Consider the following 13063-nt stretch of genomic DNA (forward strand, 5'->3'; position numbering starts at 1 on the left):
GATCGTTCGATGCTACCGTGCCGGCGACCGGTCCGGCAGGCGTCGGCTACTCGAAGGCAGATCACGTCAGTTCCCATCAGCCCAGATGGATGTCGTTCCCAGTTTCAATCGGCTTTCGCAAACGTTCTTCACATGGTCTCAGCCATCTCGCTTTACGTCGCCCATCGTGACTGGAGTGTGACATCGCGGAACGGTTCATCACGCAGCCGAAAAAACGGACGAACAGTTGCAGAATTTTTCCCCCGGAATGAACTCAGGTTACATCCGTGAGTATCAGACGATCGCTCGTTGGTGGGGCAGCCTCGTGTCTGAAGAGAACCCATCCTGGCCCTTTGCCTTGAGCGGCATGGCGCCAATCTGCTCATCTCAATGGACCTCTTATGGAGGAAGTTCAGGATGCATTGCTGCATCCGTCAGGCATTTGAACATCTCTCGTGCCGTCAGCAGTCGTTTTTCGACCGCTTCCACCGGCTCACGGACGATGCGGGAAACCAAGGGAGCATCAAATTTCAACCCATCGACCAGCACCAGACACAGCCGCTCGTCGAGGGGAAGGTCGAGCAGGCTCATTCCGTAGGTGGTGGTGGCTTTCGGCCCGTCTGAGCGTTGGTTCTCAAAAATGGGGAGCCGCAGGAGGTTCTCCAGGAGCCAGCTCAAGGGACAAGGGAAGTTCGCAGCATCGTCTTTGCGCTGGTTGGCCAGGCGCAGAACATGTGTGACCGCCTCATCGGCAAGACGTTCATCCCCCGTCATGATCAATGCGATCTGCCTCAGCTGCGGCAACGCCGAAACGACATCAGACCGCCGATCATTCATCAACACTATCCTCCTCAGCGCCGCACGAACACGGCAGCGTAAAAATTGTTCCCGCTGGATCTCACATGTCTGACGCAATCGGGTTGCCGGTTCTGCCTTGAACACCCTCTTCCTGCAGACCTCTGAAATCTCAACGCTGGTGCACACAGCCCCCAAGAAACTTGACCCTACAGGCAGACCGGGGCGACGATCGCATGCAACAAGACCAAAGCGGGTGCTGAATTGCGACCGCTGCAGAGCCGCCACTCTTCAACCATGCAGGCTCACCATATGGACGAGGTCTGCCAGCAGCAGTCCACAACCGCTGAAAGGATCAATGGGCCGCCATGCCAACCTCACGAAAATCCAGAGGGACACGTCTGCCGGCGCCTTTTTTGAAGCGCCTGTCCGTGCGCGAGGACGCAAGGCTGGAGGAGCAGTACCCGTTCAACCTACCCTGGCTCAAAGAGGACTTTCTCTTCGAATTCTCGACACCGGTGACTGTTCTCATCGGCGAGAATGGCGCGGGGAAATCTACACTGATCGAGGCCGTGGCTGCCATTTGCGGCTTTGACGAGGCTGGCGGCGGCAAGGGTTATATGCCCGTCGACCATTCGCGCGCTGTCGATCGCAGCGGTGCGGCGCTCGCGACCATTCTGCGCGCCTCGTGGTTGCCCAAGGTGACTGCTGGATGGTTCTTTCGGGCTGAATCCTTCTTCTCCGTCGCCCGCTATCTTGACGAAGCCGCACGAGACGCCAATGCCGCACCGCCGGATTTTCTATCCTGGAGCCATGGCGAGGGCTTCATTCGGTTCTTCGAAGAGCGTCTGTCGAGACAAGGAATATACCTGCTGGACGAACCGGAAAGTGCGCTGTCTCCCAAGCGCCAGATCGAACTCCTTCGTCTTCTCCACTCGATCCAGGTTTCGGCCGGTGCCCAGATCATCATGGCGACCCATTCGCCGATCCTCATGGCCGTCCCCGGCGCCCGACTGGTGGACGTAACCCGTGGTGGCCTGGTAGACAGGGAACTGCAGCAGACACAGCATTTCAAGCTCTACAGGGACTTTACCGAGGATCCGGCTGGGTTCGTTCGCCACGCAATGCTCGATGACATCTAAGCGATGCGACACGATGATTGCACTCAATGTGAATTCAGCGCTCAGCCATAAGCTGGCAGTGCGCTACAAACCGACCCTGCACATGCCAGAGCCTACCCAAGCATCACCTCAGGCCGGAGGTCACCGAGCAGACCCCTTACGCTCGGCCGGTGTCCATATGCGCAAATTGAAGCAATAAACGAGACCGGCAACCTTCCGAATGCGAGGGGACCAGGCGAATGTCGGACCAAGCGAAGCAGGAGAAAATTACCGGTTAGAAACGGGGTTGGACACCGTGACTTTTTTTGGGCTTACTGGAACCTCAACGGAGGTGGGAACATGCCAATGCTGCTTCAGGGGGAAGACTTCATCGTCCAGAGCGCATTACGACAGCTCGATGACACCTCGAACGATGTTCGCAGGGTCGTCATTGATCTGGTCAGGAGCGGATTCGAGGACCTTGAAGAACTGGTGCATCTGGCCGGGATCGCAAAGGAGACCCTTCTGTCGACACACCAGGACGAGCAGACTTCCATTTGATTGCTCTTGTCATTGGCAACAATGGTTCTTGGTCGATCGCGTCTGTCAGCTCGGGCAGGGACATCTCGACGCAAAGGCCCTCCCGGCTGCCACCCAAAGCCTGACCGACATGGCGCGCGATCCAGCGACACCCGCCAAACCCGTGCTCTATCTGCTCGACGAGTTTGCCGACCTTGCCCATCCGCGCCAATCGAACAGGCCATGGCTGGCGGGATATGGCGTGCAGCTCTGGCCGATCCTGCAGGCATGTAGCAGCTGCGCGCCACATACGGGAAGCGTTTCGCGTATGCCAAGTCTTCGGGGTCAACGACATCGAGACCACCAGCCTGATTGCCAACACCCTGATCGCCAACACTATGGAAGCCGATGGGCCATACATCCAGCGAACATGTCGTCGCCCGCGATCTGATCACCCCTGACGAGATCATGCGGCTGCTGAGCGAGGCGATGATCCTCAACGGCACCGGACATAGGCCGGCGCTGGCGCAGAAGATCCGCTACCATGCGGACCCGGAGTTCCAAACCCTGTTTGATCCGTCTTGAGCAGCCATCCCCGCACGTACCGCAAACAGTCGCCCAAGATTTAGCCCGGATCAAAGCCGCGCATGCGCGAGATCCCCTCATCTGAACCGTGCAGGACCCACGTCAGCGGCATAAGGCAGGAGGTGGCAACCTGTGTCCGTCAACGACTGAGGGCGGGAGGCGATCGCCGTGGTCAGCCGTTAAGGTGGGCGGCGTATGATGCTTGAGGCCTACGAGATGATCGTGATGCCGGCCCGCCGGCCGTAGTCGCGCAGTTCGAGAAGAAGAGCCGCATTCGACGCGACGCCCAAGCAATCTCTGATCTCTAAGTCGACCTCGGCAATCCGATCCTCAAAGAGTATGAGGCATTGCTCGGGATCGCATTGGCGCGACGTCCAGATCAGACCATCTACGTCGGCCGAAGAAGCATGAATGGCTTGTGCCCACAAAACAGTTTCAGCATAGGTCGACTTGGGCGTCTCGATTAGGTCGGTGCGGCTGAGCCGCCAAGCCTTCAGATCGGGCGCAAACAGGCTTGCCAGCATCAGATCGCGTTTGGGGGCAATGATGCTGACGCTGCGTCTTTCGACGGTGGAGAGCCGAACGGACTTGAATAGCGCGGCCGGATCGACGTCATGAAAAATCGACTCGAACGCAGCCGCCTCTCTGCTGGTCGCCGCATAGAGTGTCGGCACGCAGTTGCCGCTGCGATCGTTGAACGGCGCAAAGCGTGTTGCCTGACCCAGGCAGGGATTGAATTGCGTTGCGCCAAAGGAGGAAAGATGGTTGCGGTGGAGCTCCGTTCCCGACTTCAGTGTTTTTTTGTTGATCTTCGGAAAGGGCGAAGGCGGGTTTGGCACGACGGAGGGTGTCAACCGACCACCTCTTGGCCGTCACGCACCGCCGCAGCCGCGATCTCTTCCGGACGATCCAACATGTCGATGGGCGCCTTGTTGTCCAGCCAGCCATTGGTCGACACAAACCAGAACGCCCGCTGCCAGGCCGAAAGCGATTGCGGCAGCGCCCCGAGCGCAGCCTTGATTACAGGGCGCGGGCGGCCGTCCAGGAACTGGAATGCTGGAAAATACTCCGTACCGCGATGCTGAACCGAGAAGATGTCGCCTGCCTTTTTCCAACGCGCTGCTGTCGCATATGGGTTCTTGGCGGCAGATCCAGCCTGGTTGCCGACCTCGGCGCTCGTGAATTGCTGGATTTCGCGAATGAAGCGGTCCCGAAGCTCGAGATTGTCTTTGGCAAGCGCACCCCGCGCCTCCTTAAGTTCGTCGGGCAGGATGACATCGGCTAGCTTGTTGATCGCTTCCTCAAGCCGGCTTTCTTCCAGCGAACCGCTGACCCGAACCAGTGTCTGCAAGAACGTCTCGACGGTTTTCCGATAACTCTGGGGCAAGTCGGGCTTCAGTCTCAGGACGACTGAATCGCCGGTGGCCATGTCGGCCATGGCACTGGCAAGCCTTGCAAGCTCAGTATTCTCCTTTCCGGCCGGCGCGACCTTCAGCTTGACGAGCGTCTGCAGAAACGCATTGGCGAGGACGTCATGCAGCGCCGGCTTCTCGCCTGGTTGTGGCAGGTTAGCGCCTTTCGGTTGACGGCCACGAGAGGGCGCGCTTGGCGCCGCTTCGGGCTTTGGCCGATCGATCATGACGACGTCGGAGAACAGGGCTTCATGCATGGCGGCCTCGTGATACGCGTGAGTGAAGCTCCTATATCACTTATGTCACGCGAAGTCTATTTCAAGCCGAGAGCCATGGTTCGGAACGGTGACGGCGCCTGCTTATGCGCCGCGCAGATCGAAGTCAGAGTGTGGATGGCACCACCGGCCGCGATTTCGTAAGGCGCAAGCAGCAGGTGTTAGAAAACCCGGTCGAGTTCCGGCACAAAACGTTGCACATTTTCTTCGTCGATGTGGGAGCACCTGCACTCCCAAATGCTGGGACTGAACACCGGACTGAATACAGAACCCGATACGCTATGTCGCCTAAGTTTGCAGTGTCATTGCTTTCGTCGGCAGAACCTGGGACAAAGTTTGTATCCCAGGCCGAAATCCGCGACCTCTTGCGCGTACTCGCGATTTCCCCGACAATTTTCCGCGTTGACAGTCCAGGAATTTGACGTGGTACAGCGGCATTCTCCCCTTCCAGAACAAAATTTCACAATTGCCACGGTTCCCTCAGGCGGTCTGAACGGACCATACACCTAGGTCCAAGCATATCGGACAATATGGAAGAATATGGGGGCAGCAAAGAATTCGCGAATGACGAGTATCACACGCTCATCGGCGGGGATCGCAAGATCGTCGGCAGGTCGGTTGCGGAAGGCTTGTCGGAGGTGGTGCGCCAAGGGTTCGTGGACGTCCTCGACGGCGTGTACCATTCCGGTGAGCCATTTGTGGCTCGAGGCGTTTCTGTTGAACTGAACCGGGGACCATCTGGAGAAAAGCAGGAGCGGGTCATCGACTTCACCTATCAGCCACTTCGTGACCTGACCGGAGCCGTATCAGGGATCCTTGTGCAGGCCGCCGACGTCACGGAACGCGTTGCTGAGGAAAAACATGCAAACCTGATTTCGCACGAGCTCGGGCATCGACTGAAGAACCAGCTGGCCATGGTACAGGCTATCGCTTCGCAGACGCTGCGCACCGCGACGGATGTTCACACGGCAAGGCGCCTGCTTTCAGATCGAATTAGCGTTTTGAGCGCGGCGCACGATACCGTCATTCAAGGCGGATTCGGCACATCGAAGGTCCACAAACTCGTCGCACAGCTGCTTGCAGTGCATGAAGATCCGGAAAATCCTCGCTTTGATGTGTCCGGGCCCAACCTTCGGGTCGGCTCGAGGCCCTCGCTGTCGCTTTCGCTGATCCTGCATGAACTTGCAACAAACGCCATGAAACATGGAGCTCTTTCAACCTCTGCCACCAAGGGCCGGGTGACAATAGACTGGGACGTTATCGGGGAAAACAACGATCGCTTCCAGATGAGGTGGGTCGAGGCGGGAGGCCCGACGGTTGCCTATCCGATTGTTGAGGGATCGGGGTCGAGATTGATCAGGGCAGGTCTTGCCGGGGCGGCTGACAGCAAGGTCGAGATCGATTACGACCCTGCCGGACTGCGCTGCGTGGTCTCAGCAGATCTTTCCAGCTTTCAGAAAGAACATTGAACATGGGTTCTTCCAAACCGAGGCTCCTTGTCGTTGAAGATGATGGGCTGATCCGCATGGATCTGGTCGACATGCTGTCAGACCGGGGATATTCAGTGGAGGAGGCTACGACAGCGGATGAGGCGCTTGTCGTTTTGGAAGCGGACCTGGGATTTACCGCCGTCTTGACCGACATTGACATGCCAGGTTCGATAAATGGGCTTGGCCTTGGCAACATTGCTCATGAGCGTTGGCCGACAATGAAGATCGTGGTGATTTCGGGGAGATATTCCCCCTCCGCAGGCGTCTTGCCGCCAGGCGCAAAATTTTTGTCCAAGCCGATCTCGGAACGCGTCATCGAACAAACACTCGGCGAACTCGGACTTTAGCGGCCCCGGGAAAGCTTGCTGCCAGACACTTTGATGGGCTTAAAACCCAAGACCCGCTATCCACGATGATGCTGTCATCTAAACCTCTCCCTGCCTGCTTGCGGCGGAAGTTGTTTCTGTCCAACAACCCGCTAGGCTCGTGTCACCTTTCAGCGGAGCAGGAGATGGCAATGATCACAGGATGGTCTGTCGTTGGCACCGTATTCGCGTGCTTTGTCCTCCTCACCTTTGGATTGAATAGCGCTCAAGCGAAAGACGCATGTGGCGCGCAACTCGCTGAAGTGATCGCCAATGCCTATCCGCATGCCGGAAAGGTAAGCGACACACAGCTTACTGTCGACGGGATGACATTATTCCTCCCCGGCCAGCACGTTCACGGCGAGACCGAGCGCTATACTGCCATCTGCCGCATTTGGCCCGCTCACCCTGAGCGTCTGCTTGTCGCCGTCCCCCTGATCGCCGACATATCAGCTTCAGTCGTGGCGGGGCATCTGGAAATCCTTGTCATGCATACGTCGACGCTCCAAGTGGAACAGCGTCTTCTGCTGAGGAACGCGATCGAAGATGATGCATTCAAGATCACCTCGATTGGATTCGATACAGCAAGGTACAGGGTGAAGCCGACTTTGCTCGCCTTCGGCCTGCGGGTAGCAAAGGCTGGCAGCTCTCAGGTTAACCCCTTCAGCGAAACCGCCCTGTCACTTTTCGTCATCGAGGGCGATCTGGTGAGGCGGATATCAGACACTGTCGTGGTTGAGAAAAAGCAGGGTGAGTGGAACGGTACCTGCGACGGCTCCTTCGAAACGACCACAAGGTTCCTTGCTATGGGAGATAATGCCTCACAAGGCCTTGCCGATATTCGGATCACAGAAGCGGTGTCTGTGACCCAGTACACCGCCAGCGGGCGGGCGGAGTGTTCTGAGCAGACCCAGGACAAGCCGACAAGAAGCTTCAATCTGACATACGACGGCACGCGCTATGTCGTCCCAGACGAGCTCAGACCGCTTTAACCCTCCTGACATGGATGGATCTCGTCCTATCGGGTCGCAACCCGACACACTGTTTCAGGGGGGTGAACATCCGATCAACGCGATTTCGATCCTTAGGAAGCTCTAAAGCGCCAGGCGGCAAGTCTTCCGATTGGCCTTTCGCGATATGACGCGCCCAATTCCATGGATCCGGAATTGCTCGCTGCGGAAACTTTCGTCGCAGCGTAAGCCTCTGGTGGAGGATATGAGCGACGATCTTGCGGCCCACTCTAATCATTGCAGCCGGGCAGTGCGGAGAAGCTCCCGACGAGCCCCGGCAGACACGAAGCTCTTGAAGGTTGCGTCGGCACCATGGTTCGGCGCAATGACCGATGGCGTTGATAGAATGGGCGCTCTGACACGGCAGGTCTGCGCGACCGCCATAGACGGGCGCCGCTGTTCAGTGAAGCAGATCGACCGCCAGCCCCATAAAGAGCCCAGCGGCAAAGAGACCTGCACCGATCACAATGCCTTTTGCTGAGAGCCGCCGCTCTGTCAGATCGGGGTTTGGCAAAGGATCGACGGCAGCAGTACCGTGCCGTGCAGTTTCTACCACGTCCTCCAGATTTGGCCGAGGAGCGGTCGGGGGTGGGCTTTCAGCTGGCGAGGCGGAATAGGCAATTGTCACCGGCCTGGCGCTTGCCTCATCGAACTTAACAAGGAACTCTACCGACCTGGCTGACCGCAACTCCGCCAGGACTTTCTGAGCTGCGCTGACCTCATCCTCGCCTTCAATGAGTGACGTATGGGTGACGAGGTAATAGGGCATGCGGAATATCTCTCTGGTTGCAGCCAAAGCTTGATCGACTGGAAGGAAGTGCGCCGTCAAGAATATTGTGTCGGCAAATGCGGTGTAAATATCGGGGCGAACCCTGGCAAAGCAATCCCCTTGTCTTGAGCTGCCTTGCGCCGGCCGCTCCGTTTTCAGCTTCTTCAGGGCCCTCAGCCCATGAAGGAAATCTGCCGAGCGCGGCACATGGGCCTGGACATTAAAAATGGCCCTTTTGTGCTCTTCCAGCACCTTGAGCTACCTCTGGATACAAGCCGCATGATAAGTGCAAGTCACGGCCTCAAGACCCGACCTGGCCCGGCCGTGTTCCCGGCACTCCACGGCTTCAACCAGGTCAGATCCCCCTTTTCCAGATCGGCAATGATCTTGTCCGTCACTTCAGCGTAAACATTGCTTTTCATGTCCCTTTTTCTTTGATCGGGTTGCGCATGCAACCGATCTGCCCCTCTGGCGAAGAGCGGGGGGAACCCGTCCAGACCCAAAAGCGTCCGGGGTGGTGCGGGCGCAGGGGCTAAAAGCCCCGAGCCACGGCCCGGACGCTTTTGCCCGAAGGGTTCAAGGTCTTGACGGGTGATGGGGCGTCAGCCCCTTCTCAAAAATGCGTGGAGCCAGACCTGAGCACTCTCATTCACTTTGCGGCAACAGAATTACTTATGCTGGAGTGTCCTCGGCACCATTTCGCTCATCTGCTCTGGTATCTTCAGGAGCATAGGTCAAGGTCGAAAACTGCCGTGGCCCGACATGGGTGAACCGCAACTGACCCAGGGGTGTCAGGCTTTCGCCAAGTGCCACATTGGCCACGAAGTCCGCCATCAGAACGAGACCCCTTCGGGGTCCACGATGTCTTGGTCACCCTGTGACGTCTCCGATTGAGCCTTCTGTTTCCGGAGTGCCGCCGCAAACGATCGCCCCCGACGTGGACCCTGTTCCGTCGACAGCGCCAGCCCAAGATCATCCTTGCGGACATCAATGAGGTCGGCAAGGCGTTCCAGAAGGCCAAGGACAAGCAGCACATCGGCAAGCGTCCCGATGGCGACGCGGGGGATAATGCGCAACCCCGGCAGCACGCGGTCCCTGACAGTCCCGCGTGCTGGATATGTCTCGAGGGACATACATGCCGCCTCTATACGGGCCAGGTAACCCCCTGCCCTCTCGTGTCCGGCTTCATCGGCAATGGAGAGATAAAGGTTTTTGAGATCAGCTGCAGCGGCCGGCCGGAAGACAATCCTACGCCTCACGCTTGATGGCTTTTCCACGGCCATCATGGAAAGCTCTCAGGTCTGCGAAGACCTGGTCGGCCGGAATGCTTGGCCGTGGATCCTCGATGGCTTCCTTGACCTTGGCGCAAGGCGTCGTGAGGCGCCGTGCGAGATCCTGGGGCGCCATGGTCGTAGACGTGGCTCAGGGCGCAGGATGCCTGAAGAGCGCCAAATTGTTTCAATAACTTGGACATTTTCTCAGCATTGTAGCATTTCCTTCCCAAAGTCTGGACAATATCGCTTTAATGTACTAGGCCGTATTCTCATTGCGACAGAGGCTCATTTGCGACATCCGTTTGCAAGGGATCTCGCCTCATTGATCGCTAGAACCGGCATGCATGCTAAAAAGGAGAGTGCCCCGCTTCCGGAGCCGGGCCCGACACAATATGAATTCTATAACTGAGCACGACCTTCCGGACCACGAACGTCCGGTCAAGATCAGCATCAGGAACATCTACAAGGTTTTTGGGGAGCGGCCGGAAAAGGCTCTCAACCTCCTCGATGCGGGCAAGACCAAGAAGGAAATCCACGCCGCAACCGGATGCACGATCGGCGTCAACGATGCCAGTTTCGATATCCGCGCCGGTGAAATCTTCGTCATCATGGGCCTGTCAGGGTCAGGTAAATCCACCATGCTGCGCCTCATCAACCGTTTGATCGAACCGACCTCGGGAACAATCGAGATCGACGGCCGCGACGTGACGCGGCTTTCGCGCAGTGAACTGATAGAGCTCCGGCGCCATCAAATCAGCATGGTCTTCCAATCCTTCGCCTTGCTGCCCAATCGCTCCGTTCTCGACAACGCCGCTTTCGGTCTGGAAGTCGCAGGTGTAAACGAGGCCGACCGAAACCAGCGCGCCCGTGCAGCCCTGAGGGCCGTCGGCCTCGAAGGCCATGACGAAAGTCGGACGGACCAGCTTTCCGGCGGCATGAAACAGCGCGTCGGCCTTGCCCGCGCGCTTGCCGCCGAGCCGGACATTTTGTTGATGGACGAGGCCTTTTCGGCGCTCGACCCGCTCATCCGCACCGAGATGCAGGACGAACTGGTACGTCTCCAGGCAGAGCACAGCCGCACCATCGTCTTCGTCAGCCATGATCTGGACGAAGCCATGCGCATTGGCGACCGCATCTGCATCATGCAGAACGGCGAAGTCGTCCAAGTGGGCACGCCCGACGAGATCGTACTCAAGCCGGCAAATGACTATGTCCGGTCCTTCTTTCGCAATGTCGATGTTTCGCAGGTTTTTCGGGCCGGTGACGTCGCGCGCAAGACACAGGTGACGATCATTGAGCGTCAGGGCATGTCCGCTGCAGCCGCGCTTGAACGCATGGAGCATTTCGACCGTGAGGTCGCGATCATCCTCGGTCGCGACAAGACCTATCACGGCATGGTCAGCCGCGCGTCGCTGATCGATAGCGCAGGCAAGGGCGCAAGTGACCCGTACAAGCGGGCGTTCCTGCCGGACATCGAACCAATCCCGGCCGCCGAAAGCCTGTCCAACGTGCTAGGCAAGGTCGCCTCCAGCACCTGGCCGGTCCCGGTCGTCGACGACGGCAACCGCTATCTCGGCTCAATCAGCAAATCTGTGCTTCTCGAAACACTCGACCGCACCGCCTGATCGCAAGACCGGAGACTTTACCATGACTTTCGATATCGGAGACGGCGTCGACGGCGTCGTCAACTACATCCTCGACAATTTCAGCCCGCTGCTGGACACCATTGCCCTGACAATCGGCTTTGTCACGGACACCATTCAGAACCTGCTTCTCGCGACGCCACTGTCCGTCGGAATTGCAATATTCGCGTTATTGTCGCTCTGGCGCGTCAGTTTCGGTTTTGCGGTGTTCACGGGCCTTTCGCTCTGGCTGGTCGGCCAAATGGGCCTTTGGGAGGCGATGATGGAGTCGCTCTCGCTGGTGATCGCCTCGACGCTGATTGCCATGGCGATCGGCCTGCCGCTCGGCATTGCCATGGCGCGCAGCGACCGGACCGCGGCGGTGGTTCGCCCCGTGCTCGATCTCATGCAGACCATGCCGGCCTTCGTCTACCTGATCCCGGCCGCCATGTTCTTCGGGCTCGGCGCTGTGCCGGGAACCATAGCAACCGTCATCTTCTCCATGCCGCCCGTGGTGCGCCTCACCAATCTGGGCATCCGCCAGGTGCATGTCGAATTCGTAGAAGCCGGCAATGCCTTCGGCTGCACATCATCGCAGCTTTTGTTCAAGGTACAGCTGCCGAACGCAATGCCCTCCATCATGGCCGGCATCAACCAGACGATCATGCTGTCGCTGTCCATGGTGGTCATCGCCTCCATGATCGGCGCTGGCGGTCTCGGCAATACGGTGCTCACAGGCATACAGCGCCTGGATGTCGGCACCGGGTTCGAAGGCGGCATCGCCGTCGTGATCCTCGCCGTGATCCTAGACCGGATCACGCAGAGCCTCGGAAAGGAGCGCGCCGGGATCTGGCGCGTCCTTTTCCGTCGAGCAGCGCAACCGCAGGCAACCTCACCGGCCACGGCCTGAGGACGGCCGGATTGCGTTGAAAAATGGCTGCGTTCGCGCAGCCGAATGAGAACCTTCCAAGGAGCAGATATGTTCAAGACACTCGTTACATTCAGCCTGGCCGCTGGCCTGACCACAGCCGCCTTCGGCTCGGCGTTCGCTGAAGAAAAGGCGCCGGTGAAGATCGGCTGGGCTGCCTGGTCCGATGCCGAATTTGTCACCAAGCTTGCCGCAAAGCTGATCAACGACGAACTCGGCCACGAGGTCGAGCTGGTACAGACTGACGTGGCACCTCTCTACCAGGGTGTGAGCCGCGGCGATCTCGATGCCATGCTGATGGCCTGGCTGCCCGCAACCCATGCCGACTACTTCGCCAAGGTGAAGGACAACGTGACGACGCTCGGCACAGTCTATGACGGCGCGAAGCTCGGCTGGGTCGTCCCCAGCTACGTGCCCGAGGATGCGATCGCCTCGATTGAAGACCTCAAGAAAGATGACGTGAAGGCAAAGCTCAACGGTCGGGTTGAGGGCATCGATCCGGGTGCCGGTCTGACGCGCCTTTCGGAAAAGGCCGTCACGGACTACGGACTTGAGGGCTACAAGCTTCAGATTTCCAGCGAGGCCGGCATGCTGACGACGGTCGACCGGGCAATCCGCAGGCAAGAATGGTTCGTTGCGACCTCCTGGAGCCCCCACTGGATGTTCGGCAAATACGAATTGCGCTACATCGCCGACCCGAAGGGCGCGCTTGGCGATGCTGAGCATGTCGACGTGCTCGCCCGTAAGGGGTTCGAGGAAGACAATCCGGAGGTTGCCGGCTTCCTGTCGCGCATGAAGCTACCGATCGGCGATCTTGAGGCCGCCATGTTCAACGCCCAGGAGACCTCTTACGAAAAGGCCGTCGAGAAATACATCGCGGACCATCCCGAACAGATCAAGACTTGGCTGGGCAAGGACGAAGGCTGACGCCAGCGCTTTG

At 58.5% G+C, this 13063-nt stretch carries 15 protein-coding genes; 9 read left to right on the top strand and 6 right to left on the bottom strand.

The annotated features are described in order from the left end of the window. Nucleotides 1-378: 378 nt before the first annotated feature. Nucleotides 379-816: a hypothetical protein gene (locus tag E9677_RS16755; RefSeq protein ID WP_136559220.1), complete on the bottom strand. Its 438-nt coding sequence runs from the start codon at nucleotides 814-816 to the stop codon at nucleotides 379-381. A gap of 326 nt (nucleotides 817-1142) precedes the next feature. Between E9677_RS16755 and E9677_RS16760 the strand changes: the two genes are divergently transcribed. The 3 genes from E9677_RS16760 (at nucleotide 1143) to E9677_RS16770 (ending at nucleotide 2978) form a co-directional block, all read left to right on the top strand. Then, nucleotides 1143-1916 carry an AAA family ATPase gene (locus tag E9677_RS16760; RefSeq protein ID WP_136559221.1) on the top strand — a complete coding sequence of 258 codons (774 nt, stop codon included), beginning with the start codon at nucleotides 1143-1145 and terminating at the stop codon, nucleotides 1914-1916. 318 nt (nucleotides 1917-2234) lie between these two features. After that, complete coding sequence (locus E9677_RS16765) at nucleotides 2235-2435, top strand: hypothetical protein (protein WP_136559222.1); 201 nt, start codon at nucleotides 2235-2237, stop codon at nucleotides 2433-2435. Nucleotides 2436-2801: 366 nt separating this feature from the next. Beyond that, the gene (locus tag E9677_RS16770; RefSeq protein WP_136559223.1) at nucleotides 2802-2978 is read left to right on the top strand and encodes a type IV secretory system conjugative DNA transfer family protein; all 177 of its coding nucleotides are present in this window, start codon (nucleotides 2802-2804) and stop codon (nucleotides 2976-2978) included. Between the two features lie 209 nt (nucleotides 2979-3187). Here the strand turns inward: E9677_RS16770 and E9677_RS16775 are convergent, their stop codons facing one another. After that, a complete protein-coding gene (locus E9677_RS16775) occupies nucleotides 3188-3832 on the bottom strand; it encodes an RES family NAD+ phosphorylase (protein WP_136559224.1) in 645 nt (214 codons plus the stop codon). Then, entirely contained in the window at nucleotides 3829-4647 is an 819-nt protein-coding gene (locus E9677_RS16780) for a hypothetical protein (RefSeq protein WP_136559225.1), read from the bottom strand. The genes E9677_RS16775 and E9677_RS16780 overlap by 4 nt, the downstream gene beginning before the upstream one ends. A gap of 548 nt (nucleotides 4648-5195) precedes the next feature. Between E9677_RS16780 and E9677_RS16785 the strand changes: the two genes are divergently transcribed. The 3 genes from E9677_RS16785 (at nucleotide 5196) to E9677_RS16795 (ending at nucleotide 7512) form a co-directional block, all read left to right on the top strand. Then, nucleotides 5196-6134, top strand: coding sequence for a PAS domain-containing sensor histidine kinase (locus E9677_RS16785; RefSeq protein ID WP_136559226.1), 939 nt, complete (start codon nucleotides 5196-5198; stop codon nucleotides 6132-6134). 2 nt (nucleotides 6135-6136) lie between these two features. Then, the gene (locus E9677_RS16790; RefSeq protein ID WP_136559227.1) at nucleotides 6137-6502 is read left to right on the top strand and encodes a response regulator; all 366 of its coding nucleotides are present in this window, start codon (nucleotides 6137-6139) and stop codon (nucleotides 6500-6502) included. Nucleotides 6503-6666: 164 nt separating this feature from the next. Beyond that, on the top strand, nucleotides 6667-7512 hold the full coding sequence (locus E9677_RS16795; protein ID WP_136559228.1) for a PA3715 family protein: 846 nt from the start codon (nucleotides 6667-6669) through the stop codon (nucleotides 7510-7512). 418 nt (nucleotides 7513-7930) lie between these two features. Here the strand turns inward: E9677_RS16795 and E9677_RS16805 are convergent, their stop codons facing one another. The 3 genes from E9677_RS16805 to E9677_RS16815 all read right to left on the bottom strand — a co-directional run bounded on the left by E9677_RS16805 (nucleotide 7931) and on the right by E9677_RS16815 (nucleotide 9585). Then, nucleotides 7931-8551, bottom strand: a complete 621-nt coding sequence (locus E9677_RS16805; protein WP_136559229.1) for a hypothetical protein — start codon at nucleotides 8549-8551, stop codon at nucleotides 7931-7933. A gap of 41 nt (nucleotides 8552-8592) precedes the next feature. Then, nucleotides 8593-8721 carry an ArdC-like ssDNA-binding domain-containing protein gene (locus E9677_RS16810; RefSeq protein ID WP_136559230.1) on the bottom strand — a complete coding sequence of 43 codons (129 nt, stop codon included), beginning with the start codon at nucleotides 8719-8721 and terminating at the stop codon, nucleotides 8593-8595. Nucleotides 8722-9132: 411 nt separating this feature from the next. Next, complete coding sequence (locus E9677_RS16815) at nucleotides 9133-9585, bottom strand: type II toxin-antitoxin system RelE/ParE family toxin (protein ID WP_205910154.1); 453 nt, start codon at nucleotides 9583-9585, stop codon at nucleotides 9133-9135. A 380-nt stretch (nucleotides 9586-9965) separates the two neighbouring features. Between E9677_RS16815 and proV the strand changes: the two genes are divergently transcribed. The 3 genes from proV to E9677_RS16830 all read left to right on the top strand — a co-directional run bounded on the left by proV (nucleotide 9966) and on the right by E9677_RS16830 (nucleotide 13050). Then, nucleotides 9966-11198: a glycine betaine/L-proline ABC transporter ATP-binding protein ProV gene (gene proV / locus E9677_RS16820; RefSeq protein WP_136559231.1), complete on the top strand. Its 1233-nt coding sequence runs from the start codon at nucleotides 9966-9968 to the stop codon at nucleotides 11196-11198. A 22-nt stretch (nucleotides 11199-11220) separates the two neighbouring features. Further along, nucleotides 11221-12105 (top strand): ABC transporter permease, encoded by an 885-nt coding sequence (locus E9677_RS16825; protein WP_136559232.1) that lies wholly within the window; start codon nucleotides 11221-11223, stop codon nucleotides 12103-12105. A 69-nt stretch (nucleotides 12106-12174) separates the two neighbouring features. Continuing rightward, on the top strand, nucleotides 12175-13050 hold the full coding sequence (locus E9677_RS16830) for a glycine betaine ABC transporter substrate-binding protein (RefSeq protein WP_136559233.1): 876 nt from the start codon (nucleotides 12175-12177) through the stop codon (nucleotides 13048-13050). Nucleotides 13051-13063 lie beyond the last annotated feature (13 nt).

This window comes from Peteryoungia rhizophila, from assembly GCF_004912145.1.
In the GTDB taxonomy this organism is placed as follows: domain Bacteria; phylum Pseudomonadota; class Alphaproteobacteria; order Rhizobiales; family Rhizobiaceae; genus Allorhizobium; species Allorhizobium rhizophilum.